The 26,437-nt window shown below is 61.9% G+C and carries 24 protein-coding genes and 1 tRNA gene; 14 read left to right on the forward strand and 11 right to left on the reverse strand.

Going from position 1 to position 26,437, the window contains the following annotated elements:
- Position 1 precedes the first annotated feature (1 nt).
- Complete coding sequence (gene aroA / locus NDI72_RS17360) at positions 2-1,339, reverse strand: 3-phosphoshikimate 1-carboxyvinyltransferase (protein WP_283801148.1); 1,338 nt, start codon at positions 1,337-1,339, stop codon at positions 2-4.
- Positions 1,340-1,641: 302 nt separating this feature from the next.
- On the opposite strand from aroA, the gene NDI72_RS17365 reads away from it, so the two are divergent.
- The 6 genes from NDI72_RS17365 (at position 1,642) to NDI72_RS17390 (ending at position 8,078) form a co-directional block, all read left to right on the forward strand.
- On the forward strand, positions 1,642-2,046 hold the full coding sequence (locus NDI72_RS17365) for a TIGR02300 family protein (RefSeq protein ID WP_113153747.1): 405 nt from the start codon (positions 1,642-1,644) through the stop codon (positions 2,044-2,046).
- A gap of 174 nt (positions 2,047-2,220) precedes the next feature.
- Positions 2,221-2,296 (forward strand) — tRNA-Ala (locus NDI72_RS17370).
- 426 nt (positions 2,297-2,722) lie between these two features.
- Positions 2,723-4,309 (forward strand): peptide ABC transporter substrate-binding protein, encoded by a 1,587-nt coding sequence (locus tag NDI72_RS17375; protein ID WP_113153748.1) that lies wholly within the window; start codon positions 2,723-2,725, stop codon positions 4,307-4,309.
- 74 nt (positions 4,310-4,383) lie between these two features.
- Entirely contained in the window at positions 4,384-5,301 is a 918-nt protein-coding gene (gene oppB / locus NDI72_RS17380; RefSeq protein ID WP_113153749.1) for an oligopeptide ABC transporter permease OppB, read from the forward strand.
- A complete protein-coding gene (locus NDI72_RS17385) occupies positions 5,294-6,436 on the forward strand; it encodes an ABC transporter permease (protein ID WP_206546553.1) in 1,143 nt (380 codons plus the stop codon). Before oppB ends, NDI72_RS17385 begins: the two co-directional genes overlap by 8 nt.
- A 1-nt stretch (position 6,437) precedes the next feature.
- Positions 6,438-8,078 carry an ABC transporter ATP-binding protein gene (locus tag NDI72_RS17390; protein ID WP_283801152.1) on the forward strand — a complete coding sequence of 547 codons (1,641 nt, stop codon included), beginning with the start codon at positions 6,438-6,440 and terminating at the stop codon, positions 8,076-8,078.
- Between the two features lie 325 nt (positions 8,079-8,403).
- Here NDI72_RS17390 and NDI72_RS17395 read toward each other — a convergent pair whose 3' ends face one another.
- Complete coding sequence (locus NDI72_RS17395; RefSeq protein WP_206549533.1) at positions 8,404-8,637, reverse strand: hypothetical protein; 234 nt, start codon at positions 8,635-8,637, stop codon at positions 8,404-8,406.
- Here NDI72_RS17395 and NDI72_RS17400 point away from each other — a divergent pair.
- The 4 genes from NDI72_RS17400 to NDI72_RS17415 all read left to right on the forward strand — a co-directional run bounded on the left by NDI72_RS17400 (position 8,627) and on the right by NDI72_RS17415 (position 12,068).
- Positions 8,627-9,646 (forward strand): TRAP transporter substrate-binding protein, encoded by a 1,020-nt coding sequence (locus NDI72_RS17400; RefSeq protein ID WP_113153752.1) that lies wholly within the window; start codon positions 8,627-8,629, stop codon positions 9,644-9,646. The two genes, NDI72_RS17395 and NDI72_RS17400, sit on opposite strands and share 11 nt — an antisense overlap.
- A gap of 84 nt (positions 9,647-9,730) precedes the next feature.
- The gene (locus tag NDI72_RS17405; protein ID WP_222474306.1) at positions 9,731-10,321 is read left to right on the forward strand and encodes a TRAP transporter small permease; all 591 of its coding nucleotides are present in this window, start codon (positions 9,731-9,733) and stop codon (positions 10,319-10,321) included.
- A gap of 15 nt (positions 10,322-10,336) precedes the next feature.
- Complete coding sequence (locus NDI72_RS17410) at positions 10,337-11,620, forward strand: TRAP transporter large permease (RefSeq protein ID WP_206546555.1); 1,284 nt, start codon at positions 10,337-10,339, stop codon at positions 11,618-11,620.
- Positions 11,621-11,630: 10 nt separating this feature from the next.
- The gene (locus tag NDI72_RS17415) at positions 11,631-12,068 is read left to right on the forward strand and encodes a universal stress protein (protein ID WP_206546556.1); all 438 of its coding nucleotides are present in this window, start codon (positions 11,631-11,633) and stop codon (positions 12,066-12,068) included.
- A gap of 134 nt (positions 12,069-12,202) precedes the next feature.
- Here the strand turns inward: NDI72_RS17415 and NDI72_RS17420 are convergent, their stop codons facing one another.
- Entirely contained in the window at positions 12,203-12,382 is a 180-nt protein-coding gene (locus NDI72_RS17420; RefSeq protein WP_113153756.1) for a hypothetical protein, read from the reverse strand.
- 310 nt (positions 12,383-12,692) lie between these two features.
- Between NDI72_RS17420 and NDI72_RS17425 the strand changes: the two genes are divergently transcribed.
- Positions 12,693-13,613, forward strand: coding sequence for a LysR family transcriptional regulator (locus NDI72_RS17425; protein ID WP_206546557.1), 921 nt, complete (start codon positions 12,693-12,695; stop codon positions 13,611-13,613).
- 188 nt (positions 13,614-13,801) lie between these two features.
- On the opposite strand, the gene NDI72_RS17430 is transcribed toward NDI72_RS17425, so the two are convergent.
- The 5 genes from NDI72_RS17430 to NDI72_RS17450 are packed head-to-tail and all read right to left on the reverse strand — an operon-like array spanning position 13,802 to position 19,093.
- A complete protein-coding gene (locus NDI72_RS17430; protein ID WP_113153758.1) occupies positions 13,802-14,629 on the reverse strand; it encodes an ABC transporter ATP-binding protein in 828 nt (275 codons plus the stop codon).
- Positions 14,626-15,495 (reverse strand): ABC transporter ATP-binding protein, encoded by an 870-nt coding sequence (locus tag NDI72_RS17435; protein ID WP_113153759.1) that lies wholly within the window; start codon positions 15,493-15,495, stop codon positions 14,626-14,628. Before NDI72_RS17435 ends, NDI72_RS17430 begins: the two co-directional genes overlap by 4 nt.
- A 1-nt stretch (position 15,496) precedes the next feature.
- On the reverse strand, positions 15,497-16,432 hold the full coding sequence (locus tag NDI72_RS17440) for an ABC transporter permease subunit (RefSeq protein ID WP_210343997.1): 936 nt from the start codon (positions 16,430-16,432) through the stop codon (positions 15,497-15,499).
- A 2-nt stretch (positions 16,433-16,434) separates the two neighbouring features.
- Entirely contained in the window at positions 16,435-17,439 is a 1,005-nt protein-coding gene (locus NDI72_RS17445) for an ABC transporter permease subunit (protein WP_113153760.1), read from the reverse strand.
- A 58-nt stretch (positions 17,440-17,497) separates the two neighbouring features.
- Positions 17,498-19,093: an ABC transporter substrate-binding protein gene (locus NDI72_RS17450; protein ID WP_206546559.1), complete on the reverse strand. Its 1,596-nt coding sequence runs from the start codon at positions 19,091-19,093 to the stop codon at positions 17,498-17,500.
- A 228-nt stretch (positions 19,094-19,321) separates the two neighbouring features.
- Between NDI72_RS17450 and NDI72_RS17455 the strand changes: the two genes are divergently transcribed.
- Positions 19,322-19,873 carry a DUF924 family protein gene (locus tag NDI72_RS17455; protein ID WP_206546560.1) on the forward strand — a complete coding sequence of 184 codons (552 nt, stop codon included), beginning with the start codon at positions 19,322-19,324 and terminating at the stop codon, positions 19,871-19,873.
- Positions 19,874-20,028: 155 nt separating this feature from the next.
- Entirely contained in the window at positions 20,029-21,804 is a 1,776-nt protein-coding gene (locus tag NDI72_RS17460) for a long-chain-fatty-acid--CoA ligase (protein ID WP_210346649.1), read from the forward strand.
- A 255-nt stretch (positions 21,805-22,059) separates the two neighbouring features.
- Here the strand turns inward: NDI72_RS17460 and NDI72_RS17465 are convergent, their stop codons facing one another.
- Together NDI72_RS17465 and murA are read right to left on the reverse strand one after the other, a co-directional pair.
- Positions 22,060-22,959 carry a glucosamine kinase nucleotide-binding domain-containing protein gene (locus NDI72_RS17465; RefSeq protein ID WP_206995763.1) on the reverse strand — a complete coding sequence of 300 codons (900 nt, stop codon included), beginning with the start codon at positions 22,957-22,959 and terminating at the stop codon, positions 22,060-22,062.
- Positions 22,956-24,212, reverse strand: a complete 1,257-nt coding sequence (gene murA, locus NDI72_RS17470; protein ID WP_283801155.1) for a UDP-N-acetylglucosamine 1-carboxyvinyltransferase — start codon at positions 24,210-24,212, stop codon at positions 22,956-22,958. The genes NDI72_RS17465 and murA overlap by 4 nt, the downstream gene beginning before the upstream one ends.
- 207 nt (positions 24,213-24,419) lie before the next feature.
- Between murA and NDI72_RS17475 the strand changes: the two genes are divergently transcribed.
- The gene (locus NDI72_RS17475) at positions 24,420-25,271 is read left to right on the forward strand and encodes a MurR/RpiR family transcriptional regulator (RefSeq protein ID WP_206546564.1); all 852 of its coding nucleotides are present in this window, start codon (positions 24,420-24,422) and stop codon (positions 25,269-25,271) included.
- A 13-nt stretch (positions 25,272-25,284) separates the two neighbouring features.
- Here NDI72_RS17475 and NDI72_RS17480 read toward each other — a convergent pair whose 3' ends face one another.
- A complete protein-coding gene (locus tag NDI72_RS17480) occupies positions 25,285-26,241 on the reverse strand; it encodes an AraC family transcriptional regulator (protein WP_283801157.1) in 957 nt (318 codons plus the stop codon).
- Positions 26,242-26,437: the final 196 nt, after the last annotated feature.

A 26,437-nucleotide genomic window follows, 5' to 3' on the forward strand; every position in this document is an offset into this window, starting at 1 on the left:
GTCAGTCCAGCTTTGCACCCAGTCGCGTCATCAGGGCGGTGAAGTCGGGGAAGCTGGTTGCGATCATCGCCTGGTCGTCGATGGTCACCGGCTTTTCGCTCGCCAGGCCCATCACGAGGAAGCTCATGGCGATGCGGTGGTCGAGATGCGTCTTGACCGTTCCGCCGCCAAGGCCCTTGCCGCCGGGGCGGCCCGTCACGCGCAGGGTTGCTTCGCCTTCTTCGCAGTCGACGCCATTGGCCTTGAGGCCATCGGCAACGGCGGAAAGCCGGTCGGATTCCTTGACGCGCAGCTCTTCCAGCCCCTGCATCAGCGTGTCGCCCTCGGCAAAGCAGGCTGCCACGGCGAGCACCGGGTATTCATCGATCATCGACGGCGCGCGGTCTTCGGGCACGGTCACGCCCTTCAGTTCGGAGCCGCGCACGCGCAGATCCGCCACGTCTTCGCCGCCCTCATTGCGGCGGTCGAGAATCTCGATATTCGCGCCCATCTCGATCAGCGTGGTCACGAGGCCGGTGCGGGTCGGGTTCATCAACATGTTTTCGATGACCACGTCTGAGCCCGGCACGATCAGCGCCGCCACCAGCGGGAAAGCGGCCGAGGACGGGTCGCCCGGAACGGCGATGGTCTGGCCCGTCAGCGTCGGCTGGCCTTCGATGCGGATGTGGCGCACGCCGTCGGCGTCGGTCTCCACTTCCAGCGATGCGCCGAAGCCGGCCAGCATCTTTTCGGTGTGGTCGCGGGTCGCCACGGGTTCGATCACGGTGGTCACGCCGGGCGTGTTCAGCGCGGCCAGAAGCACGGCGGATTTCACCTGTGCAGACGGCATCGGCACCCGGTAGCTGATGGGGGCAGCGTGCTTGGGGCCGCGCAGCGTGATCGGCAGGCGGTCGCCCGGCTCGGCGGAAACGACCTGCAGACCCATTTCCTTCAGCGGATCGAACACGCGGCCCATCGGGCGCTTGGAAAGCGATGCGTCGCCGATGAAGCGCGTGGTCATGTCGTAGGAGCCGACAAGGCCCATGGTCAGGCGCACGCCGGTGCCGGCATTGCCGAAGTCGAGCGGCTCTTTGGGTTCCAGCAGCGCGCCGTTGCCCGTGCCGATGGCGATCCATTCATCGCCGCGCTTTTCGATTTTCGCGCCCATGGCCTTCATGGCCTCGCCGGTGCGCAGAACGTCTTCGCCTTCCAGAAGGCCGGTGATGCGCGTCTCGCCCGCAGCCAGGCCGCCAAACATCAGCGCCCTGTGCGAGATCGACTTGTCGCCGGGCACCCGGGCCCGGCCGGAAAGGGCGTCGGATTTGCTGGCGCTCATGGGGCGCGGTTCATGATCGTGCATTGCGTGGTCCTTGGCGATATGCATGCTGCCGGGCGGCAGATTATTCGAGGATTTTCACAGCTGGCTCTAGCATGATGGCGATAGCTGGTCATCCCCCGGTTGACGGATGGCCCCTGACGGGGTTGTAAAGAGAGTGCGCCTTCGCAGGAGAGGCATAATCCAGGGTTCGCATTAAGCTTTGACAGGTGCTCGACTTGCCGTTATGGGGACCAAAATTTTCAAGTAGGCAGGAAGCGCTTCCGGTGCCGGCCGCGATGGAGCCGTCGCAGGCTGGGCCGACCGCAAGACGATGAGGCAGCAAGGTGGCTAAACCGGAACTCGGAACAAAACGCATCTGCCCGGAGACGGGCCGTAAATTCTACGATCTGAACAAGGATCCGATCGTGTCGCCCTATACGGGGCAGACCTATCCGCGCAGCTTCTTTGAAGCTGTCTCCGACACTTCCGTGGAAGAAGAAGAGGAAGTGGAAGAGAAGGAAGTGGATGGCGAGGGCGAAGGCCCCGAAGTGGTTTCGCTCGAGGATGCCGATGATGAGGCGACCTCCAGCAAGAAGTCGGAAATCCCGGATCTCGACGACGATGACGACGACGATGATGTCGATCTCGGCGACGATGATGACGACACGTTCCTCGACGAGGACGATGATGACGACGACGACGATATGAAAGACATTATCGGCGTTGGCGACGACGAAGACGAAAGCTGATTTTTCAGCACCTGCGGGAAGAAAAACCCCAGCCAGCGTTAAAATCGACGCACAGGCGAAAAACGGGGCTTGATCTTCCCGCCGGGCGGGTTTAGAAGCCGCCCACACGGTTGGCCCAGCGGGCCGGCCGGACCTCTTCGCCGGAGACGGCGACCGGCCAAATCGCCGGAGTGTGGGGCCATAGCTCAGTTGGGAGAGCGCTTGAATGGCATTCAAGAGGTCAGGGGTTCGACTCCCCTTGGCTCCACCAAATTTTCTCTGATCTCAGACACACAGAACCGGTCAAGCCGAAGTTTCTTCTTCTTCCGCGGCTTTTGCACAGTCAATCAGGTTGCGTGTTGCGACATATGGCCTTGAGCGATGTGGACGCACAGGCCGTCACAGCCGTCCGTCGGGCTGCATGAAATGTCGCAGGCAGAGGCCCGGCCCCAGCGTGAGTTCAGGCCCAGACGCCTTGCTCCCCAAACGCATCTTTTGCCCTCTGCCCGAAAGCCGTCGAGCCTCTCGCAGTGTTCCGCTCAGCGGTAATGCATCCCATCGGTGTTTGCTGCGAATTTCTTGCAACCTTAGGAAATCCTCCCCGAAAGCGTTTGACGTATACGGAAATTCGTTGCCAAATGCCGCGTCTCTCATCCGTTCGTCGGATGATATGAAAGCAAAATGGGAGTGAGGGAAAATGTTGAAATCCCTGGTACGGCCGCTGCTCGCGGGTACGATTCTGGTCTCGACGGCGATGGCAGCGTCCGCCGTGACCTATGTACGCGGCAATGACGGCGATCCGGAAACGCTGGACCAGCACAAGACGTCGCTTGTTGCCGAAGCCCACCTGATGCGCGATCTCTATGAAGGCCTGGTCGTCTATGACGCCAACGCCAAGATCATTCCGGGTGTGGCCGAGGAGTGGAGCGTGTCCGATGATGGCACCGTCTACACCTTCAACCTGCGCGACGATGCAAAATGGTCGAATGGCGACCCGGTGGTGGCTGAGGATTTCGTGTTCTCGCTGCGCCGTATCATGATGCCCGACACGGGCGCGAAATACGCCAACATCCTCTATCCGATCAAGAACGCCGAGGCGATCAACAAGGGTGAGATGGAAGCCGATCAGATGGGCGTGAAAGCCGTCGATGATCGCACGCTTGAGATTACGCTCGAGCAGCCGACCCCGTTCTTCCTGGAGCTTCTCACGCACCAGACCGGCCTGCCGGTGAACCCGAAGGCCGTCGAGGCGCATGGCACGGATTTCGTGCAGCCCGAAAACATCGTCACCAACGGCGCCTACAAGCTCGTTTCCTTCACGCCGGGCGACAAGATCGTCATGGAGAAGAACGAGAACTTCCATGACGCCGACAATGTCCAGATCGACACGATCGAGTACATTCCGTTCGAAGACCGCGCGACCTGCGTGCGCCGCTTCGAGGCCGGCGAGGTTCAAAGCTGCTCCGATCTTCCGACCGAGCAGATCAAGTCCATGAAGGAGCGTCTGGGCGATCAGGTTCGCATTTCGCCCTATCTCGGCACCTACTATTACTCGCTCAACATGAAGCGCGATGTCATGTCGGACCCGAAGGTGCGGCAGGCGCTCGCCATGGTCATCGACCGCGAATTCCTGGGCGACGAGATCTGGGCCGGCGCGATGCTGCCCGCCTATTCGCTGGTTCCGCCCGGCATCGGCAATTATGAAGGCGGCGGTTCGCCGGCCGAGTGGGCCGACATGTCCCTGCTCGATCGCGAAGACAAGGCCATCGAGCTGATGACGGAAGCCGGCTACGGCCCGGACAATCCGGTCACGGTCGAGCTTGCCTACAACAACTCCGAGAACCACAAGAACACGGCAACTGCGATTGCCGACATGTGGAAGCCGCTCGGCGTCAATGTCGAATTCAATGTCCGCGACCTGTCCGCTCACTATGCGAACCTGCGCGACCAGAAGGATTTCGACGTGGCGCGCGCCGGCTGGATCGGCGACTACTCCGACCCGCAGAACTTCCTGTTCCTGGTCGAGAGCGACAACACCGGCTTCAACTACGCCCAGTATGAGAACCCGGACTATGACGCACTGATGGACAAGGCCGCTGCCGAGACCGATCTGGTCAAGCGCGCCGAGATCCTGCGCGAGGCAGAAGCGACGTTCATGGCAGACATGCCCTACATCCCGCTTCTGTTCTACTCGTCCCTGTCTCTGGTGTCGCCCAAGCTCAATGGCTGGGAAGACAACATCCAGAACGTCCATGGGACGCGCTTCATGAGCATCAGCGAGTAACAACAGCGTTCGATCTTTCCGCCCGGCCCCTTCGTGGGCCGGGCGGTTTCGAACACATATGAGAGTTGGTAGCGATGCTCGGTTATGCCGTGCGCCGTCTTCTTGGCGCTATTCCGACCCTGTTCCTCATTGTCACCTTCGCCTTCTTCCTCATGCGGGTGGCGCCGGGCGGTCCCTTCGACCGCGAGCGCACGCTGGAGGCCAAGGTCCTGGAAAACCTCAACCGCGTTTTCCACCTCGATAAGCCGCTTTGGGAACAGTATTTCTATTATCTCGGCAACCTCGCCCGTGGCGATCTGGGTCCGAGTTTCATCTATCGTGATTTCTCCGTTCAGCAATTGATCGGCAATGGTCTGCCCGTGTCCATCCAGCTCGGTGGCATGGCCCTGCTTGTTGCGCTGCTGATCGGTAGTGTGCTCGGCAGTATTGCCGCGCTGCGCCAGAATTCCTGGGTCGACTATTCGGTCATTGCGGTCGCCACTTTCGGCATCACCGTGCCGAACTTCGTCGTCGCCCCGCTTCTGTCGCTGATTTTCGGCGTCTGGCTCAGCCTGTTGCCGGCCGGCGGCTGGAGCAGTCCTGAATCCATGGTGCTGCCCGTCATCACGCTCGCCCTGCCGCAGGTGGCCATCATCGCCCGCCTGATACGCGGCTCCATGATCGAGGCGTTGCGTTCCGACCATGTGCGCACGGCGCGGGCCTATGGCCTGCCGACGCGCATGATCGTGGTCGTGCATGCGTTGCGGGCGGCCTGTCTGCCGGTGATTTCCTATCTCGGGCCTGCGGCTGCCGCGCTGCTGACAGGGTCCGTGGTGGTGGAAACCATCTTCGGCCTGCCGGGCATCGGCCGTTACTTTGTCCAGGGCGCCCTGAACCGCGATTACACGCTGGTCATGGGCACCGTCATCATCATCGCCGTCTTCGTGGTGGTCTTCAACCTGATCGTCGACCTCCTCTATGCGGCGCTGGATCCGAGAGTGCGTTATGACTGACATCGCCACCGGCCCAATGCCGCCAGAGGGCGAGCTGCCGACCACCAAGAGCCGTTCGGCCTGGGAAACGGCTTTCATGCGGCTGCGCAAGAACCGCGCAGCCATGGCCAGCCTGTTCGTTCTGATCCTGTTCGTGTTCGCGGGCATCTTCGGGCCGATGCTGGCGCCGCATCCCTATGCGCGCGTCTATTCGGACTTCGTGAAGGTGCCAGCGAGCCTCGAGCCCTATCCGCGTCAGGCAGAAATCGTGCCGCTGGCCGAGTCCGCCCTGTCGCGGGCGCGGCTTGAAACCAGTTCCATCGAGCTTGATGGCGACAGGGTGCGGATCGAAGCAACATCCAGCCGCGAGATCGATCCGCGCGTGACGCGCTATCTCGACCGCTCGGATCTGTTCTCGAACGCCCGTGTGGTCGAGCAGGCCGGCGACAACAAGTCGATCATCATGGAGGCGGACGTCCAGCGTCTGCGTTTCATATTCGGCACGGATGCAAACGGGCGCGACCTGTTTGCACGCGTGCTGATCTCGATCCGCATTTCGTTGATGATCGGCGCGCTCGCCACGGGCGTGGCGCTGTTGATCGGCGTGATCTACGGAGCCACCGCCGGCTTCCTGGGCGGGCGCATCGACAACGTGATGATGCGCATCGTCGACATACTGTACTCGCTGCCCTTCACCTTCTTCGCCATCCTTCTGGTGGTGTTCTTCGGGCGAAACGTGGTCCTGATGTTCATTGCCGTCGGCGCGGTCGAGTGGCTGGACATGGCGCGTATCGTGCGTGGCCAGACCATCGCGCTGAGAAGGCGTGAGTTCGTGCAGGCGGCCGAGGCGCTGGGTGTCGGCTCAAGCGGCATCCTGAAGCGGCACATCATCCCCAACACACTCGGCCCGGTGATCATCTACATGACGCTGCTGGTGCCCAAGGTCATTCTTCTGGAGAGCTTCCTCTCCTTCCTCGGCCTGGGCGTGCAGGAGCCGCTGACCAGTCTGGGCGTGCTGATCTCCGAGGGCGCGCGCAACATGCGCGGGGCGGCCTACATGCTGCTCTATCCGTCGCTGGCGCTGACCGCGCTCCTGTTTGCGCTCAACTTCCTGGGCGATGGCCTGCGCGATGCGCTCGATCCGAAGGACCGCTGACATGAAGCAGCAGAACGAGGAACGCATCTTCGACATAAGCGACATTCGCGTCACCTTCGACACGCCCGATGGCGCAGTCGAGGCGGTGCGTGGTGTGGACATGCATGTGAACGCCGGCGAAACGGTCGCCGTCGTGGGCGAATCGGGGTCCGGCAAGAGCCAGATCATGATGGCGTCGATGGGGCTTCTGGCTTCCAACGGCTCCGTCTCCGGTTCCGTCAGCTATCGCGGGCAGGAACTCATCGGCCTGCCGCGCGCGAAGCTCAACAAGATCCGCGGCGCGAAGGTCACCATGATCTTCCAGGAGCCAATGACCTCGCTTGATCCGCTCTACACGATCGAGCGGCAGATCTGTGAGCCGATCCGGGTTCATGGCGGGCTTTCGGCCGGGGCGGCGCGCAAGCGCGCGCTGGAGCTTCTCAAGCTCGTCCACATTCCCGATCCCGAGCGACGGATGAAATCCTATCCGCACGAAATGTCCGGTGGCCAGCGTCAGCGCGTGATGATCGCCATGGCGCTCGCCAACGATCCGGACCTGTTGATCGCCGACGAACCGACCACGGCGCTCGATGTGACCATTCAGGCCGAGATCCTCGGCCTGCTGGCCGAACTGCAGAAAAAGCTCGGCATGGCCATTCTCTTCATCACGCATGATCTCGGCATCGTCGAAGCTTTTGCCGACCGGGTCTATGTGATGCAGAAGGGGCTCGTGGTGGAGACGGGCGAGACTGCAAACATTTTCGAGCGGCCGCAGGAGGACTACACCAGAATGCTGCTGGCGGCGGAGCCGGAAGGGCACAAGCCTCCGGTCGGCAACGACCAGCCCATCCTGCTCGATGCGAAGGATGTCTGCGTAACCTTCGTCGTGAAGGGCGGATTCCTGTCCGGCCCGGGCTACGAGGTGAAGGCCGTGCAGAATGTCGGGCTGACGCTGCGCGCCGGCCAGACCATCGGCATTGTCGGCGAATCGGGGTCGGGCAAGTCCACGCTCGGCCGCGCGCTCCTGCAGCTTCTGCCGTCCGAGGGGCGGGTGGTCTATCAGGGCACGTCCATTCAGGGGTTTGACCGGGCGGCCATGCGGCCCTTCCGGCGCAATCTGCAAATGGTGTTCCAGGACCCCTATGGCTCGCTCAGCCCGCGCATGACGGTGGGCGAGATCATCACCGAGGGGCTGCTCGTTCATGAGCCGCAACTGTCCGCGCGCGAGCGCGACAAACGGGCCATTCAGGCGCTGGAGGAAGTCGGGCTCGACCCGTCCATGCGCAACCGCTTCCCGCACGAGTTTTCGGGCGGTCAGCGCCAGCGCATCGCCATCGCCCGCGCGGTGATCCTCAAGCCCACCGTGATCGTGCTGGACGAACCGACCTCGGCGCTTGACCGTTCGGTGCAGAAGCAGATCATCACCCTGCTCAGGCGCATCCAGGAAAGCCACAATCTGTCCTTCATCTTCATCAGCCACGACCTGTCCGTGGTGAAGGCGCTGTCCGACTACGCCATCGTGATGCGTTCGGGCCAGGTCGTGGAAGAGGGGCTCACCAGCGACGTCTTCGATAATCCACAGAGCGATTACACGAAGGACCTGATGGAAGCAGCGTTCAATCTCAGGGAAGTCTTGCATCGCCAGGCAGCAGCCCGCGCATAGTATAAAACAGGGCTGTCCGCAGGATTGCGGGCAGCCCGTCATCGGTTTTCACTCCCCTCAATTACAGCCGCAAATATAAAGTTTCCGATTTTTCGGGAACTTTATCTCCCGCCGTCGCTTCTGCTAATGGAAACAATCGATTGCACAATCGATTGACTCTGCCGTGCGTCTGTTTCACGCTGGCCGGGTCGAACGACGACTGGGAGCAAGGAGGCGCGCTTGAGCGCACCCCAAATGATCGGCGCGAACAATGATGAGGCCATGCCCCTGCGGTGTGGCCATCTGCGTTCGTTCTGCTGGCAGCAGGCGTATATCGTCGCTGTCATCATGAGCGCCGCATCTTTCCCCCTGCTTCTCGGGCGCAGCAAAAAGCGCCGTCGTAGATTCCCGGCAAAAGCGCGTTTGCGCGGAATTGCGACCGTACCGGGCTGGTTTCCAGCCAGTTGACGCCGTTCGCCTGAATACGATTTGCCTTTAGCCGACAACGGCTTCTGGCGCGGATTCCCTTTTTGCCTAAACCAAGTACGTCAAAGACAGAGGAGAACAGAATGCGTTCCATCAAGACCCGCTTAAAGGCAGGCCTCGCCGGCGTCGCGATCTTTGCGGCCGGTGTAACCGCTGCCCAGGCGGACACCTGGAAATACGCTTTCGAAGAAGCGATGACCGACGTTCAGGGCGTCTACGCCCAGAAGTTCAAGGAAGAGATCGAGGCCAATTCGGACCACGAAGTCCAGCTCTTCCCGTTCGGCACGCTTGGCGAGTCTGCCGACATCATGGAGCAGGCACAGGCCGGCATCCTGCAGTTCGTTGACCAGTCCCCGGGCTTCACCGGCGCGCTGATCCCCGAAGCGCAGGTCTTCTTCGTGCCTTACCTGCTTCCGGCAAAGTCCGAAGAATTGGGCGACTTCTTCCGCAACTCCAAGGCCATCAACGAGATGTTCCCGGAGCTCTACGCTCAGCAGGGCCTCGAGCTTCTCACCATGTTCCCCGAGGGCGAAGTGGTGATGAACACCAAGGACCCGGTGGAGAAGCCGGAAGACCTGAACGAAGTGAAGTTCCGCGTCATGACCAACCCGCTTCTGGTGGAAAGCTACAAGGCATTCGGCGCAACGCCGACGCCGCTTCCCTGGGGCGAGGTCTATGGCGGCCTGCAGACCAACATCATTCAGGGTCAGGAAAACCCGCTGTTCTGGGTCGAGTCCACGAAGATGTATGAAGTGACCGGCGCGATCACGCTCACCGGCCACAACAACTTCACCACCGCTGTGATGGCCAACAAGGAATTCTATGATGGCCTGAGCGACGAGGAGAAGAAGCTCGTCCAGGACGCGTCTTCCGCAGCATTCGAGCACATCCTCGAATACCAGAAGGGTCTGAGCGAGGAATCGCTTGCGAAGATCAAGGAAGCCAAGCCCGAGATGACCATCAGCGATCTCACCGAAGAGCAGCGCGCTCCCTTCAAGGAAGCCGCCGCGCAGGTTGAGGCCAAGTTCATCGAGATGACCGGCGACAGCGGCAAGAAGATTCTTGACCAGATGAAGGAAGACCTGAAGGCCGCGACGCAGTAGCCCGCTGCCCGCAGCAAAAACAAGAAGAGCCCTGCGGCCCCTTTTGGGTCGCGGGGTTCCGTCATCTCACTGAGGGGAATGAAGATGGGCAGTGACGACGAAACATCTGAACAGCACAGCGAAACATACGAATCCACACTGCCCGGTGTGATCGGCATGTTCGACAATGCCATCAGCCGCATCGAGTCGGTGATGCTCGCGCTCGGCGTCATGCTCATGGCGCTCAACACCATCGCCAATGTGGTCAGCCGGGGCATCGGCCACACAATCTTTTTCTCCGAGGAGCTCAACAGCATCCTCATCATTCTCATCACCTTCGCCGGCATCGGCTATGCCGCGCGTCACGGGCGCCACATCCGCATGTCCGCTCTTTACGACGCCCTGCCGCCCAAGACGCGCAAGGTGCTGATGATCGTCATCACGGTCATCACCGCGCTGACCATGTTCGCGCTCTGCTATTTCGCGATTGGTTACATCGGCAAGGTGGCCAAGTCCGGTCGCATCCTGCCGGCCATGCAGATCCCCGTTTACTGGATCTATCTCTGGGTCCCTGTCGGCTTCTTCATCACCGGTGTGCAGTACGCGCTCACCGCGCTGAAGAACGTCGTCCAGAAGGACATCTATCTCTCCACGCATGTTCTGGAGGGATACGAAGAAGACGAAATCGAGATCTGACCGGGGCCAGCGACCATGACACTCAAAATCTCCACCATCATGATCGTGTTGCTGCTCTTCGGCTTCCCGATGATGATTCCGCTCATTCTGGGCGCGGGCTACGGCTTCTATGGCCTGTTCGGCGGTTTCGACCGCATGGACTTCATGGTTCAGCAGATGCTGGCCGGCATTCGCCCGGCGTCGCTGATCGCCGTGCCCATGTTCATCCTCGCCGCAGACATCATGACCCGTGGCCAGTCGGCCGACCGTCTGATCGACATGGTCATGAAGTTCATCGGCCACATCAAGGGCGGCTTGGCCGTCTCCACCGCCACCGCCTGTACGCTGTTTGGCGCGGTGTCCGGTTCGACGCAGGCCACGGTCGTTGCCGTCGGTTCGCCGCTGCGTCCGCGCATGCTCAAGGCCGGCTACAATGATTCCTTCGTTCTGGCGCTGATCATCAATGCCAGTGACATCGCCTTCCTGATCCCGCCATCCATCGGCATGATCATCTATGGCGTCGTCTCCAAGACCTCGATTGCAGAACTCTTCATCGCCGGCATCGGGCCGGGCCTTCTGCTTCTGGTCCTGTTCTCCGCCTATTGCATCGTCTACGCGACCATCAAGGGCGTGCCGACGGAACCAAAAGCGCCGTGGGGCGAGCGGGTCGCAGCCGTTCGGGCGGCCATCTGGCCGCTGTTCTTCCCGGTCATCATCGTTGGCGGCATTTATGGCGGCATCGTCAGCCCCACCGAGGCCGCGGCCATCTGTGTGGCCTATGCGCTGTTCCTGGAGCTGGTGATCTTCCGGTCGCTTTCCATTGCCGACATCTACAAGATCTCCAAGTCGACCGGCCTCATCACCGCGGTGGTGTTCATTCTGGTCGCAGCGGGCACGGCCTTTTCCTGGGTCATCTCCTTTGCCCAGATCCCGCAGGAGATCCTCGGCGCAATCGGCATTGACGAGATGGGGCCGAAAATGGTCCTCGCGGTCATTTCGATCTCGTTCTTCGTCGGCTGCATGTTCGTGGACCCGATCGTGGTGATTCTCGTTCTGGTGCCGATCTTCGCGCCGGTGGTGGATTCGGTCGGTCTCGACAAGGTTCTGGTCGGCACGATCATCACGCTGCAGGTGGCCATCGGCTCTGCCACGCCGCCATTCGGGTGTGACATCTTCACGGCCATCGCCATCTTCAAGCGGCCCTATATGGACGTGATCCGCGGCATCCCGCCATTCACGCTCATCTTGCTTGGCGTGTCGGTGGCGCTGATCTTCATCCCGCAGATCGCCCTGTTCCTGCCCAGCCTGGCATTCGATTAGGAGACGCGTCATGTTCAAGAGAATACTTGTACCCGTCGACGGTTCGGAAAACGCGCTGAAGGCACTCGAGATGGGCGTTCAGATGCAGAAGACCACGGGCGCCGAGCTGATGACGCTCACCGTTTTCCGGCATCACAGCCTGCTTGAGGCGTCCATGTCGATGGTGCGGCCCGATGATCCGCAGAACATCGATGACGTGATGCGGGAGCACGCCAAGGAGATCGCCGATGCGGCCAAGAAGGCCGCATTGCAGATGGGGGCGGAAAACCCCCGCGCCTTCGTGAAGAACGGCCAGCCGGCGCGCACCATCGTCAAGTTCGCAAAGGAACGCGAGGTGGATCTGATCGTGCTTGGCAGCCGTGGTCTGGGCGATCTGGAGGGCTATCTGCTGGGCAGTGTGTCGCACAAGGTCACCAGTCTGGCCGGTTGTCCAGTCATGGTGGTGTAGCGGCCTGCGGCCGGGCGGTTGTGTCCCAAGCGAAGCGTTCTGTGTCTGAATGCAATAAGGGCCGGTTCCCGCCATCGGGACCGGCCCTTATTCGTCGTGTTCCAAAAGCGGTTCGGCGCTCTGCTCTGGCAGTCTCAAACCGGATCCGCTCCACCAATCGGCGGCGTGCCCGTGGGCTTGCGCCAGATGTGCCCGATACGCGTGCCAATTGCGGTCAGGGCATGCTTGAGGACCGCCGAACGGGCCTTGTTCGCCTGCCGCGCATAGCGCTGCATTTCAGGGCTGGAACCAACGCCCACCGTGTAGTGTGACATCAGAACCTCCTTGAGAGGGTTAGCAATGTAGAGAGTCTGCGGCGGTGTGCTGCCGGTTTCGGCCGGTCAACCCATCGCTACAGTTCCTATTTGGGGTCTATGGCCGTTTTACACAATAGAAATTATTCTTCCTGTTGTGTGCGTTTATGTTACGCTGCGGGCAGGGCCATTCCCCCCTCCCCCCGGGATCAAGGGCTTTGACGCAGCAGGTCGCCGGTCGATCGAGCGTCCATCGAACCGGCCCGGCGAGCATATCCGCGCAAATCAGGCCGACCATTGCGGCCATAGGAAGAGGTCCTGACCCCAAGCCATGCGCCAGCGCCTGCCCAATCTCAACGCCGTTCGGGCGTTCGATGCCGCCGCCCGGCACCAGAGCTTCTCGCGCGCCGCCGAAGAGCTTGGCGTCACCCATGCCTCCGTCAGCCGACACATCAAGAATCTCGAAGCCGATCTCGGCATGCCGCTGTTCGAGCGGCGGCACCGGCAGGTGGCGCTCACACCAGGGGGCGCGCGCTATGCGGAAATCGTCGCCGATGCGCTGATGCTCATCTCGCTGGATACGGGCACGCGCGCCACGCGAAACGCGAAGGGCAGGGTGGTGCTGGAATCCGATTCGGATCTGGCGGCCCTCTGGCTCATGCCGCTGCTCACCGACGAAGTTCTGGAAACGCTGGGCATCGAGCTGGAACTACGCTCCTATCCCGAGCCGCCGCGCACCATCGCGCCCGACACGGATCTGGCGCTCACCTGGGGGCGGCTCGATGTGCCGGGCTATTCGCGCGAGCCATTTCTGGATTTCACGATCTTCCCCGTCTGCACGCCGGAGCGCGCAGAGCATGTGCGCACCCACGGGCTCATCGCCAACAAGCTGATCTACGACCGGGGTGTCAACACATGGGACGAGCTTCTGCGGCGTCAGGGGTCCAGCCTCAGCGCCGCATCGGGCCATCTCATCTTTCACCGTACGCAGCTTTGTCTTGAGGCTGCGGCGCGCGGGCTTGGCGTGGCGCTTGGCGATGACGTCACGGCGGCGGCCATGCTGCGCGACGGGCGTCTGGTGCGGCCCTGCGGCCCGTCCGTGCCCGGACGCAACAGCTATTATCTCTCCTCGGTGTCGCGCGGGCCTGTCAGCCCCTCCGTCATCGCCATGCGCACATGGCTTCTGGAGAAGGCAGAGGAGCATGTGCGCTGGGCGGAAGAGGCAGGCTATGCTCTGCCGAAGAGCCCCTAGAGCAATTTCGCTGAAACGCGAAAACGCCCTGGCTCTTTGATTTGACGCGATTCCGGACGGAAAACCGGTTCCCACTTTTCCTGGAATTTGCTTTAGCCGCACTCTTTCAGGCGCCGCGCTGTGATCATAAAAAAAGCCCGGGGCCTCTGCGGTCCCAGGCTTTTCAATGTCTGTCAGGCTGAGGCGCTTCAGGCGGCCTTTTCAGCCAGCCGCTTGCGGATGCTTTCCACATCGGCGCGCGGCGTCGCTGCAAAGAGCGACCGGGTGTATTCGTGCTGCGGGTCGGAGAACACCGCATCGCGGGTTCCGTACTCCACGGCTTCGCCGAAATACATCACCATCACCTCGTCTGCGATGTAGCGCACCACCGAAAGGTCGTGGCTGATGAAGACATAGGTGAGGCCGAACTCTTCCTGAAGGTCCGCCAGAAGGTTCAGCACCTGCGCCTGCACCGAAAGATCGAGCGCGGAAACCGGCTCGTCCAGCACCAGCAGGCGTGGCCGCAGCATCAGCGCGCGCGCGATGGCGATGCGCTGGCGCTGGCCGCCCGAGAACATGTGCGGATAGCGGTTGAAGTGTTCGGCCTGCAGGCCAACCTTCAAGAGCATCTCCATGGCGCGTTCGCGCCGTTCCTGGGCAGGAACCTTCTCGTTGATGATCAGCGGCTCCATCAGAACGTCACCGATCTTCTGGCGCGGGTTCAGCGAACCATAGGGGTTCTGGAAAACGATCTGCACCTTGCGGCGCATTTCGGGATCCACGCCCTTCTTGCCGATCTCAACCGGCTTGCCGTCGATCAGCAGTTCACCGGAGGTGGGCGCATCGATCATCGTCATGATTCGGGCGAGGGTGGATTTGCCACAGCCCGATTCGCCGACGATGGCCAGCGTCTTGCCCTTCTCGACCTTCAGGTCGACGCCTTTCAGCGCATGGACGGTGCGGCCTTTTCCAAAAAAGCCGCCGCCGATGTGATAGTCGCGCGTAATGCCGCGCGTCTCCAGGACGATCTCGCTCATGGGCGGGCTCCTGTCTGCGGCGCTTCATCGAACACGAAGTCGGAGACGGTCGGCAGGCGGTCGCCCGTCGCATTCTCCGGCAGGGCCGAAAGCAGCGCCTTGGTGTAAGGGTGCTGGGGCTTTTCAAACAGCGAAAGCACGTCGGCTTCCTCCATCTTCTTGCCCTTGTACTGCACGATCACACGGTCGGCCGTTTCCGCCACCACGCCCATGTCATGGGTGATCATGATCATGCCCATGTCCTTCTCGACCTGGATCGACACCAGAAGATCGAGAATCTGCTTCTGGATCGTCACGTCGAGCGCGGTGGTCGGCTCGTCGGCGATCAGAAGCTTGGGATCACAGGCAATCGCCATGGCGATCATCACGCGCTGGCACTGGCCGCCCGACATCTGGTGCGGATAGGCGCTCAGCCTATCGGCGGCATTGGGCAGGCCCACGGCCTCGAAGAGTTCCACCGTCCGGTCGCGCCGCTGGCGGGACGTCAGATTGGTGTGCATCTTCAGCGTTTCATCGATCTGGAAGCCGACCGTGAAGCACGGATTGAGGCTGGCGATCGGCTCCTGGAAGATCATGGCGATGTCCTTGCCGACGATCTTGCGTCGTTCGGCAGGAGACAGGTTCATGATGTCGCGGCCCTGGAAGAGCATCGCATCCGCCTTGACCTTCGCGGTCCAGGGCAGAAGCCCCATGACCGCAAGCATCGAAACGGATTTGCCCGAGCCCGATTCGCCGACGATGGCCAGCACCTCGCGCGCATCGACGGACAGCGAAACGCCATCCACCGCACGCAGGGTGCCACCCGCCGTTTCGAACTCGACGCTCAGATTGCGGATGTCGAGAAGAGCACCGTTCTTGTTACTCATGTCACGACCTCTTCAGCTTGGGATCGAGCGCATCGCGAAGACCGTCGCCCATCAGGTTGATGGCCAGAACGGTGATCAGGATGGCGAGACCCGGGAAGGTGACGACCCACCAGGCGCGCAGGATGAACTCGCGCGCTTCGGCCAGCATCGTGCCCCATTCGGGTGTGGGCGGCTGTGCACCCATGCCCAGGAAGCCCAGCGCCGCCGCATCAAGGATCGCGGCCGAGAAGGAGAGGGCCGCCTGCACGATCAGCGGTGCGGTACAGTTCGGCAGGATGGTCTTGAACATCAGCCGGATGTTGCCCGCGCCGGCAACGCGTGCCGCCGTCACATAGTCGCGTCCCTTCTCCGACATCACCGCAGCGCGCGTCAGGCGCACATAGTGCGGCTGCTGCACAAGCGCGATGGCGATCATCGCGTTGACGAGGCCCGGTCCCAGAATGGCGACCAGAACCAGCGCCAGAAGCAGCGACGGGAAGGCGAGGATGATGTCCATCACGCGCATGATGACCGTGTCTACCGCGCCGCGGAAATAACCGGCGATGAGGCCGATCAGAATACCCACGGAGACGGCGACCGACACCACCACCACGCCGATGAACAGCGAGAAGCGCGCGCCATAGATCAGGCGTGAAAGCACGTCGCGGCCCACGGCGTCGGTGCCGAGGATGAACGACCAGTTGCCGCCCTCCTCCCAGACCGGCGGCAGCAGGAAGAAGCCGCGGTTCTGCATGGTCGGGCTGTGCGGTGCGAGCACCGGCGCGAAAATGGCGATCAGAACGATTGCGATGAAGACATAGAGGCCGATCACGGCGCCACGGTTCTGGCTGAAATAGTACCAGAACTCCGCAAGACGGGCGCGCCGTGAGACCGCGATGACCGTGCCGCCTTCGAGACCGACGGCGGCATTCGGGTCTTTTGTGTTTGTCGAGGTCATGGTCAGTGCCTGATTCTCGGATTGATCAGACCGTAGAGGACGTCCACGATCAGGTTCACGATCATGATGATGGCGGCAATGAGCAGAAGTCCGCCCTGCACCACCGCATAATCGCGCTTGAACACGCTATCGACCATCCACTTGCCGATGCCCGGCCAGGAGAAGATCGTCTCGGTCAGAATGGCGCCTGCGAGCAGCACACCCACCTGGAGACCAATGGTGGTCACCACGGGGATGAGGGCGTTGCGCAGCGCGTGCAGGCCGATCACCCGGCGGGGCGGAAGGCCCTTCGAGCGCGCCGTGCGCACATAATCCTCGCCGAGCACTTCAAGCATGGCCGAGCGCGTCTGGCGGGCGATCACCGCAAGCGGGATCGTGGCCAGCACGATGGTCGGCAGGATGAGGTGCGAAACCGCCGATTTGAAGGCGCCGGGCTGGCCCGACAGAAGACTGTCGATCAGCATGAAGCCGGTCACGGGCGGGAAGAAGTAAAGCAGCGAGATACGGCCTGAAACCGGCGTCCAGCCAAGAATGCCGGAGAACAGGATGATCAGTAGCAGACCCCACCAGAAGATCGGCATGGAATAGCCGACAAGGGCTGCGCCCATCACCGTCTGGTCGAGCCAGGAGCCGCGCTTGACGGCGGCGATGACGCCGACGGGAACGCCGATGGCAATCGCCACGATGATCGCGGAGAGCGACAGTTCCAGCGTGGCCGGGAACAGCGTCAGGAACTCCTGAAGCACCGGGCGCTTGGTGACGATGGAGGTGCCGAAATCACCCTGCAGCAGGTCCGTCATGTAATGGAAATACTGAACGAACAGCGGCTGGTCGAACCCGTAGAGCGACTGAAGCTGCTGGTAGCGCTCCTCGCTCATGCCGCGTTCGCCGGCGAGAAGCATGATCGGATCGCCTGGCAGGAGGCGGATGAAGGCAAAGGCAACAATGGAGACCCCGATGAATGTGGGGATCAGCAGCGCCAGCCGTGAAAGAAAGAAACGGAGCATCTAATACACGACCGGCGACAGCTCGCGCTGCCGCCGGTTCCTGTCTCTGTTGTGGGGCCTACTCGGCGAGGTCTACGCCTTCAAAGGCGTGGCCACCGAGCGGGTCCATCTTGTAGCCGGTGACTTCCTTGCGCATCGGCATGTGAACCACGGAGTGCGCAATGGTTGCCCAGGGTGCTTCGCGCTTGAAGACGACCTGGGCCTCTTCATAGAGCTTGGCGCGCTCGTCCTGCGAGGAAAGCGTCTTGGCCTTCTGGATCAGGCCCTCGAACTCCTCGTTGCACCACTGGGCGCGGTTGGAGCCGCCAACACCGTCACAGCCGAGCAGCACGGCGAGGAAGTTGTCCGGATCGCCATTGTCGCCGGTCCAGCCGAGCAGCACTGCGCCGTCGCGGTCTTCCTCCTTGGAGCGCTCGAGATACTCACCCCATTCGAAGGAGACGATCTCGACATTGACGCCGACCTTGGAGAAGTCTTCCTGGATCAGCTCTGCCATGCGGCGTGCGTTCGGGTTGTACGGACGCTGAACGGGCATCGCCCAGATCTTCATGGAGAGATCCGTAACGCCTGCTTCCTCAAGCATCTTCTTCGATGCTTCCGGATCGTAGGCGTCGTCTTCAACGGCGTTGTTGTACGACCACATTGTCGGCGGGATCGGGTTCTTGGCTGCCTGACCGGCGCCCTGGAACACGGCGTCGAGAATGGCTTCCTTGTTGATCGCCGAGTTCAGCGCCTTGCGGACCTTCGCATTGTCGAAGGGCGCAACCTTGGTGTTGTAAGCCAGGTAGCCGACATTCAGGCCTTCCTGCTCGTCAACCTTCAGCGCATCGTTTGCCTTCAGGCTCTCGATGTCGGCCGGGTTCGGGTAAGGCGTGATGTGGCACTCGCCTGCGATCAGCTTCTGCTGGCGCACGGAGGCCTCGGTGGTGATGGCGAACACCAGATCGTCGATCGGCTGCTTGCCGTTCCAGTAGTCCGGATGCGCCTTGTAGCGGATCACGGCGTCGGGCTGGTAAGCCACGAACTGGAAGGGGCCGGTGCCGACGGGCTTCTGGTTCAGGTCAGACATGGTGCCGGCTTCTGCGAGCTGGTCAGCATATTCTTTCGAGAAGATGGAGGCGAAGTCCATGGCCAGGTTGGCGATGAACGGTGCTTCCGGGCGGTTCAGCACGAACTTGACCGTGTAGTCATCGACCTTGTCGATGGACTTGATCAGGTCCGGCATGGACATGCCGTTGAAGTATTCCCAGGACGCGCCCTCGACATAGGCGTTGTACGGGTGGTCCTTGCTGTACTGACGGTTGAAGGAGAACAGCACGTCGTCAGCGTTGAAGTCGCGGCTCGGCGTGAAGAAGTCCGTGGTGTGGAACTTGACGCCTTCGCGAAGCTTGAAGGTGACCTCAAGACCATCGTCGGAAACTTCCCAGCTCTCTGCAAGGCCCGGAACAGTCTTCGTCGTACCCGGCTCGAACTGCACGAGACGGTTGTAGACGGGCTTCGACGATGCGTCGAACGTGGTGCCTGCGGTGTAGAGCGCCGGATCAAAGCCTTCCGGGCTTCCTTCCGAGCAATAGACAAGCGTCTTGGCGCTGGCAGCGCCGCTCAGAACCGTGGCGGCAAGCAGCGCAGCCGCAAAGGTCGTTTTGGTTTTCATTGAGGTCTCCCTAACTCTCGCATGAGCCTGCTTATGAGGCCCTGGAAGCCGGCATATAAGCAAAGATCGAAAGGTGAGGGAACTCCCTCGATCACTTTCACGCCGCAAATGCAACTTTTTGTCGAATCGGTCTTGATGGGCGCAACAAATCTCCATCCAGGATATTGTAGTATAGGTCCCGCAAGGACCATATGCATAAGCATACCGTTATTTCGAGGAGAGAACCGCATGGGCGAAAACTGGCAAGACGAGGTTCTGGACTTCTGGTTCGGCACGCTGACGCCCAGGGACTGGTTCACCGTCAGTGAAGAGACGGACGCGCTCATCCGCGAGCGCTTCGGCGCGCTGCACGAACAGCTCGTGCAGAAGCTGCCTGAAAATGTGAAGACCGATCCAAAGGCCGCTCTGGCCGCCGTGATCGTACTCGATCAGTTCCCGCGCAACATCCATCGGCGTCAGCCCGGCGCGTTCTCCTCGGATGAACTCGCCATCGAGGTCGCAGCGCAGGCCATCGAGAAAGGCTTCGACGATGGGATGGACGAGCGCGAGCGGCAATTCCTCTACATGCCCTACATGCACTCCGAAGTGCTTGCGGATCAGGAGCGCGCGGTGATGCTGTTCCGTTCGCTCGGGCAGGAAGAGGCGCTGAAATTCGCCATCGAGCACCGCGACATCGTTGCGCGCTTTGGCCGGTTTCCGCATCGAAACCGGGTGCTTGGCCGCGAGAGCGGGCCGGAAGAGCTGGCGTTTCTCGAAGAGCATGAAGGCTATGGACAGTGATGCCGTCCCCCGCCTTGCTCCGGGCAGAGCCGCAGTGAAGCCGTGCGCCCGCCCTTTCTTTCAAATACGGTTGGCCTTTCAAAAACGCTTGGCGTTGCGTTTTTTGTTACGTGAACGTAAACGTTATAGCTGGGTTTTCTTTCTGGGAGGAACAGTTGTCTAAAAGCGCAAAGACGACCGCCAAGGGCGAGAAGACCGTCGCCCCCACGGCGGAGCCCGCCAAAAGCGCCAAAACGGCGGCCAAAAAGACAAAAAATACCGGGGCGGATTTTCCGCGCCCCTGGGTCGATCATTACCCCGAAGGCGTTCCCGCCGAGATGGGGGACTATCCGTTCGCGTCGCTGGGCGATCTTCTGGTCGACGCCTGCAAGGCCCATGGCGACCGTCCGGCCTTCACCTGCATGGGCAAGGCGCTCAGTTATCGCGCGCTTGATGCGCTGTCGGAGCGCTTCGCCGCCTATCTCCAGTCGCTTGGACTGAAGCCCGGCGCGCGCGTTGCGCTGATGATGCCCAATGTCCTGCAATATCCCGTCGCCATGATGGCGGTGCTGCGGGCCGGTTACGTGGTGGTCAACGTCAATCCGCTCTACACGCCGCGCGAGCTTGAGCATCAGCTCAACGACGCCGGGGCCGAGGCCATCGTCATCCTTGAGAATTTCGCCCACACGCTTCAGGCCGTCGCGGCAAGAACGACGGTCAAGCATGTGGTCGTGGCCTCGATGGGCGATCTTCTGGGGCTCAAGGGCTTCATCGTCAATCTGGTCGTGCGCCGGGTGAAGAAGATGGTGCCGGCCTGGTCGCTGCCGGGGCATGTTTCCTTCAACGATGCGCTGAAGCGCGGCGCATCAAAGGGCTTCAAGCCGGTCAATGTGACGCTGTCCGACAATGCGTTCCTGCAATATACGGGCGGCACGACGGGCGTTTCCAAGGGCGCGACGCTGCTGCACAGCAATGTCATGGCCAATGTGATCCAGAACGAATTGTGGTTCCGCAGCGCCTATATCGGCAAGCCGAAGCCGGAAGCGCCGGTGCTCATCTGCGCGCTGCCGCTCTATCACATCTACGCGCTCACGGTGAACGCGCTGATGGGCATGAAGCTGGGCGGCAACAATGTGCTGATCCCCAATCCGCGTGATATCCCGGCCTTCGTGAAGGAGCTGCAGAGCTTCGACTTCCACATTTTCCCGGGCCTCAACACGCTGTTCAACGCGCTCCTCAACAATGAGGATTTCCGCAAGCTTCCCTTCAAGAGCCTTCTTGTCACCTTCGGCGGCGGCATGGCGGTGCAGCGCGGCGTTGCCGAACGCTGGCAGGAGCTGACGGGCTGCGTCATTTCACAGGGCTACGGCCTGTCGGAAACCTCTCCGGTCGCAACCGTCAACAGCTTCGACGCGAAGGAATTCACCGGAACGATCGGCTATCCGGTTCCCTCGACCGACATCACCATTCGCGATGACAACGGCAAGGATCTGCCCGGCGGCAAGGTCGGCGAGATCTGCATTCGCGGCCCGCAGGTCATGGCCGGTTACTGGAACCGCCCGGACGAGACCGCCAAGGTGATGACGGAGGATGGTTTCTTCCGGTCGGGCGACATGGGCACCATGGCCGAAGACGGTCAGGTCACCATTGTCGACCGCAAGAAGGACATGATCGTGGTGTCCGGCTTCAAGGTCTTCCCCAATGAGGTGGAAGAGGTGGTCGCTGGTCATCCCGGCGTTCTGGAAGCGGCCATTGTCGGGGTCGAGGACGAGCATTCGGGCGAGGTGCCCAAGCTCTTCGTTGTCCGCAAGGACGCAAACCTCACCGAGGCGGACCTGAAGAAGTTCTGCAAGGAAAACCTCACCGGCTACAAGCGTCCGAAATATGTCGAGTTCCGCGACGATCTGCCGAAATCCAATGTCGGCAAGATCCTGCGCAAGGAACTGCGCTGAACAGGATGGCCCGCGCCCGGTGCGCGGGCCTCGTTTCTTGAGGGCGGCATGCGGTGATTTCGGTCATGCGTGGTTCGACAAGCTCACCATGAGGGAGGAACATACCTTGCGGAAAGGGGACTGTGTTTAGGTGCCCTCTTTTCCAAGGTGCCTGGATCAGGCATGCAGCCAGCGTCCTCCCTCATGGTGAGCCTGTCGAACCACGCACAGCGTTGATGCAACGCGGTTGTACGGTTCAACCCAACCGTGATGCGCCTAAAGCGCTGCCCGCCCCTCCGCCGCCCGGCGCGCCAGAATGATCGCCCCATCCACGGCGTCGCCATCGGCGGGTTTCAGCCGCCGGCGCACATCGGGCGAGAGCCAGGGTTCCAGCGGCCCCGAGAGACCACCCAGAAGCGTCACGCGCGGCGCTCCCTGATCGAAAAGCGTGCGCACCAGCATGTCGATCTGCGCCGCCGCATCCTGCACGATGCGCCGGGCTGCCGCGTCACCCTGATCTGCGTGGCGCAGCACCATGGGCGCAAAGGTGGCGTAGTCGGTGGCGGTGGCCCGATCCATCCACGCGATAACCTCGGCGGGATCATCGTCAAAGCGGCGCATGAGTTCCGTCAGCAGCGCGCTATTGGGGATGCGCCCGTCATGCCCCTGCAGGGCGGCGCGCACGGCGTTGAGACCCATATCCGCGCCGCTGCCTTCATCGGAAATCGGAAAGCCATAACCGCCGATGCGCAGCCGTCTTCCTTCCACGAGACCCAGCCCGACAGACCCGGTCCCGGCAATCGCGATTGCCCCGTCGAGGCCCGAATGCGCACCCAGACAGGCCGTGTCGCTGTCGCTGGCGAAAACGATTCCGGCAAATGGATGCGGCAGCGCCTCAAAGGCTTCGACTGCGCCCTTGCGGCGCATGCCGGCAAGGCCGACGCCGGCATATGTGCGGGCAGTCTGCGCGTCGCCAAAACCCGCTTCCTCAATGGCGGCCTCGAAGGCGCGCCGCACCGAGGCCCAGGCCTCATCGACGCCAAGCCGGGTGGTTGCAGGGCCTGACAGGCCCTGTCCGAGCACCGCGCCCCGTGCATCCTCGATGCGCGCCCGACAACCCGTGCCGCCGCCATCGACGCCAAGATAAAAGCGCTCCTGCGCCTGCGATCCACTCATGCCCGCAACCGTTCGATATCCGCGCCGCACTGCGCCAGCTTGCGGTCGAGTTGTTCATAGCCCCGGTCGATATGGTAGACGCGGTTGATGACGGTTTCCCCTTCGGCTGCCAGCGCCGCCAGCACAAGGCAGACCGAGGCGCGCAGATCCGTCGCCATCACCTGTGCTCCCTTGAGCGGCCGCCCGCCGCGCACCACGGCGGTGGTGCCCTGAAGCGAGATTTCGGCCCCGAGCCGCGTCAGTTCCGGCACATGCATGAAGCGGTTTTCAAAGATCGTCTCGCGGAACAGCGACGTGCCTTCCGCGCAGCAGGCAAGCGCCATGAACTGCGCCTGAAGATCGGTCGGAAAGCCGGGATAGGGTTCGGTGGTCAGGTCCGCCGTGCGCAGGGGCGCGTTTCTTGAAACGACCAGCCCCCGGTCGCTTGGCCACACATTCACCCCCATCACCTCCAGCGCCTGGATCACGGCAGCGAGGTTCTCCATGCGTGCATTGACCAGCTCCAGCGCTCCGCCGGTGATGGCCGCAGCCACCGCATAGGTGCCCGCCTCGATGCGGTCGGGAATGATGTGATGCGCCGCTGCGCGCCACGCCGTGTCGCCTTCAATAATGATGCGGTGCGTTCCCGCTCCCTCGATCTTCGCGCCCATGGCGTTCAGGCAGGCGGCGAGGTCGGCCACTTCCGGTTCGCGCGCCGCGTTCAGGATCTCCGTTTCGCCGCGCGCCGTGGTCGCCGCCATCATGGTGGTCTCGGTCGCGCCCACCGAGGGCGAGCTCAGGATCACGCGCGTGCCATTGAGGCCGTCACTCGCGCGGGCGACGATCAGGCCGCCCTCCATGCCGATTTCCGCGCCTAGCATTTCAAGCGCCTTCAGATGCATGTCCACGGGCCGCGCGCCGATGGCGCAGCCACCCGGCAGCGAAACCCGCGCCACGCCGAAGCGCGCCAGAAGCGGTCCCAGAAACAGAACCGTGGCGCGCATCCTGCGCACGGTCTCATAGGAGACTTCGCGCGCCGCGATCTCTTTGGCGTCGATGGTGGCGCAATGCGCGTTGCGGGTCACCGTCGCGCCGTAGAGCTCTGCGACGCACAGCATGTTCTCCACGTCGGAAACCAGCGGCAGGTTTGAAAGCTCAACCGGGTGCGGGCTCAGAAGCGCCGCTGCGATCTGCGGCAGGGCCGCGTTTTTTGCCCCTGCAATGGCGACGGTGCCGTGAAGAGGCTTTCCGCCTGTTATTCTCAGTCTGTCCATGATTGCTGTTCCGGTAACACCGTGTGGCGAAGGGGCAGTCTCTACGGGCGAATTCCTTTGATCAAGCCCTCTTGGGAATATATTATTCCATACCGTAATTCCTTCGGGATTCCCCTGGCAGCGAAATTCATCTAGTTTCGCGCCCCAGTCTCGTGCCCAGTCTCATGCCCGGCCGTATTTCCGGCCCTGCGCCCACGAAAGGAAGCCATGTCCGTCCTGAAGATCATCGACGCGCAGCTTGAGACGATGGCTCCGGCCGATCGGCAGATCGGGCAGTTCATCATCGACAATCCCGACCGGGTGCTCAGGCTTTCATCGGCAGCCCTTGCCGAAGAGACGGGCCGCAGCCAGTCGAGCGTGGTGAAATTCAGTCAGAAGCTCGGGTTTTCCGGCTATCAGGATCTGAAGCTGGCCGTCAGCAAGGCCAAGGCGCAGGAATGGCAGGTGCCGCCGGGCATGATCCACTCGACCATCGAGATGGGCGACAGCCATGCCACGATTTCGCAGAAGCTGATCAGCAGCAAGCTTCTGTCAATGCAGCAGACGCTGGCCGCCAATCACGAGCCGGAGATCGTCCGGGCGCTCGATGCGCTCGACAGTGCGCGCCGCATCCACATTGCCGGCGTCGGCGCTTCGTCGCTGGTGGCGCGTGACTTCTCCTACAAGCTGCAAAAGCTTGGCCGCAACGCGCTGCATGACAGCGACAGCCATGTGCAGATGGCCAATGTCTCGACACTGCGCGAAGAGGATGTGCTGTTCGCGCTTTCCTATTCGGGCACCAGCATCGAGACCGTGCGCATTGCCGAACTCGCCAAAGCGCGTGGTGCGACCGTCATTTCCGTCACGGGTCTTCAGCAGAACCCGCTGATGCGCGCCGCCGACATTCGTCTGCACACGGTGGCCGATGAAGAGCGGGTGCGCTCCTCGGCCATCACTTCGCGCGATGCGCAGCTCACGCTGATGGATTTCCTGTTCATCCTGATCCTGCAACGCCAGCCGGACGCGGCCGATTACGTTCACAACAGTGAGGCTTCGGTGTCCGCGCTGAAAATGCCGTAGGCAAAACAGGCTGTCAGTAAGCGGCGCGGCGCGCCGTGTCGCTGGGGCGTTCGCCGAATGTTTTTCTGTAGTCGGCGGCAAAGCGTCCGAGATGGGTAAAGCCCCAGCGCAGGGCCGTTTCCGTCACCGACACGTCGCCCTGCGCATTCTCCAGATCGAACCGCACACGGCACAGCCGTTCATGCGTCAGCGCATGCATGGGCGACATGCCGTGTGCGCGCTTGTAGGCAAGCTGCAGCGCCCGCGCGCCAACGCCGGAGGCGGCGGCAATCTCGGTCAGCGTGACCGGGCGGTGGGCATTGGCCCTGATGAAGTCGTCGGCGCGTTTCACCTGGCGGGGCGCTGCCTCCTGCGGCCTGTCGAAAAAGGGTGAGAGATTGTTGGGCTGGAGCCTGAGAAGCGCTTCGAGAATGCGCTGCTCGTTGAAGGCGGCGCACAGGCTGAAGGCCTTTTGCTCGCGCGCATCGGCGGCGCGAAACATGGCGTTGACCAGATAGCGCCAGGCGGAAAGCTCGGGCCGGGTGAAGTCGATCACCGGGTCAAACACGAGTGGCCCCGGCAGGCTGCGCTCGCACAGCTGCTCGGCGAAATCCATGAACGAGGCCTTGTGGATCTGCACCAGAACCTGCTCGCACCCCGCCCACCAGCGCATGGTGGTTTCGCGGTCGGCGTTGAGCAGCGAGGCGGTTTCGCCATCGGTCAGAAACTCCCGCCGGTTGTGCTTGATCGTGGCGCAGCCGGAGATCGGAAGCTGAATGAGATAGAAGGTTTCCAGCGCGCCGGGATCGATCAGCACATCGGCGCCATAGCTGATGTAGTTTAGCGAGATGAGGCGTCCGGGCTGGTGGTGATGCGCGGCGCGAAAATGCCCTCCACCGACCACTTCAAGCCGATGGTTGCAGAATTTCCGGGCGACCTTCTCCCGCGCGCAGTCCAAATCGTCCGATTGAAACAGGACGTGGCTGGACAACGGGTGGCCGCCCCACTCCTCCCGGGCGATCACCATTCCCGGAGTTTAGCAGGCGCTGCGGTTTCGCCAAGAACCGTCTCGTTTTCGGGAAAAATGCGGTCATTTTTTTTCGTTTTTCGGATATTCGCTGCGGTTTCCGGATATTCTTTCGCCCTCCCTCGGCGCACCATGAGCCTCCGTGATCAAGGGAGGAACA

Origin of the sequence: Nitratireductor sp. GZWM139 (assembly GCF_030068685.1) — a bacterium.
GTDB lineage: Bacteria > Pseudomonadota > Alphaproteobacteria > Rhizobiales > Rhizobiaceae > Nitratireductor > Nitratireductor aquimarinus.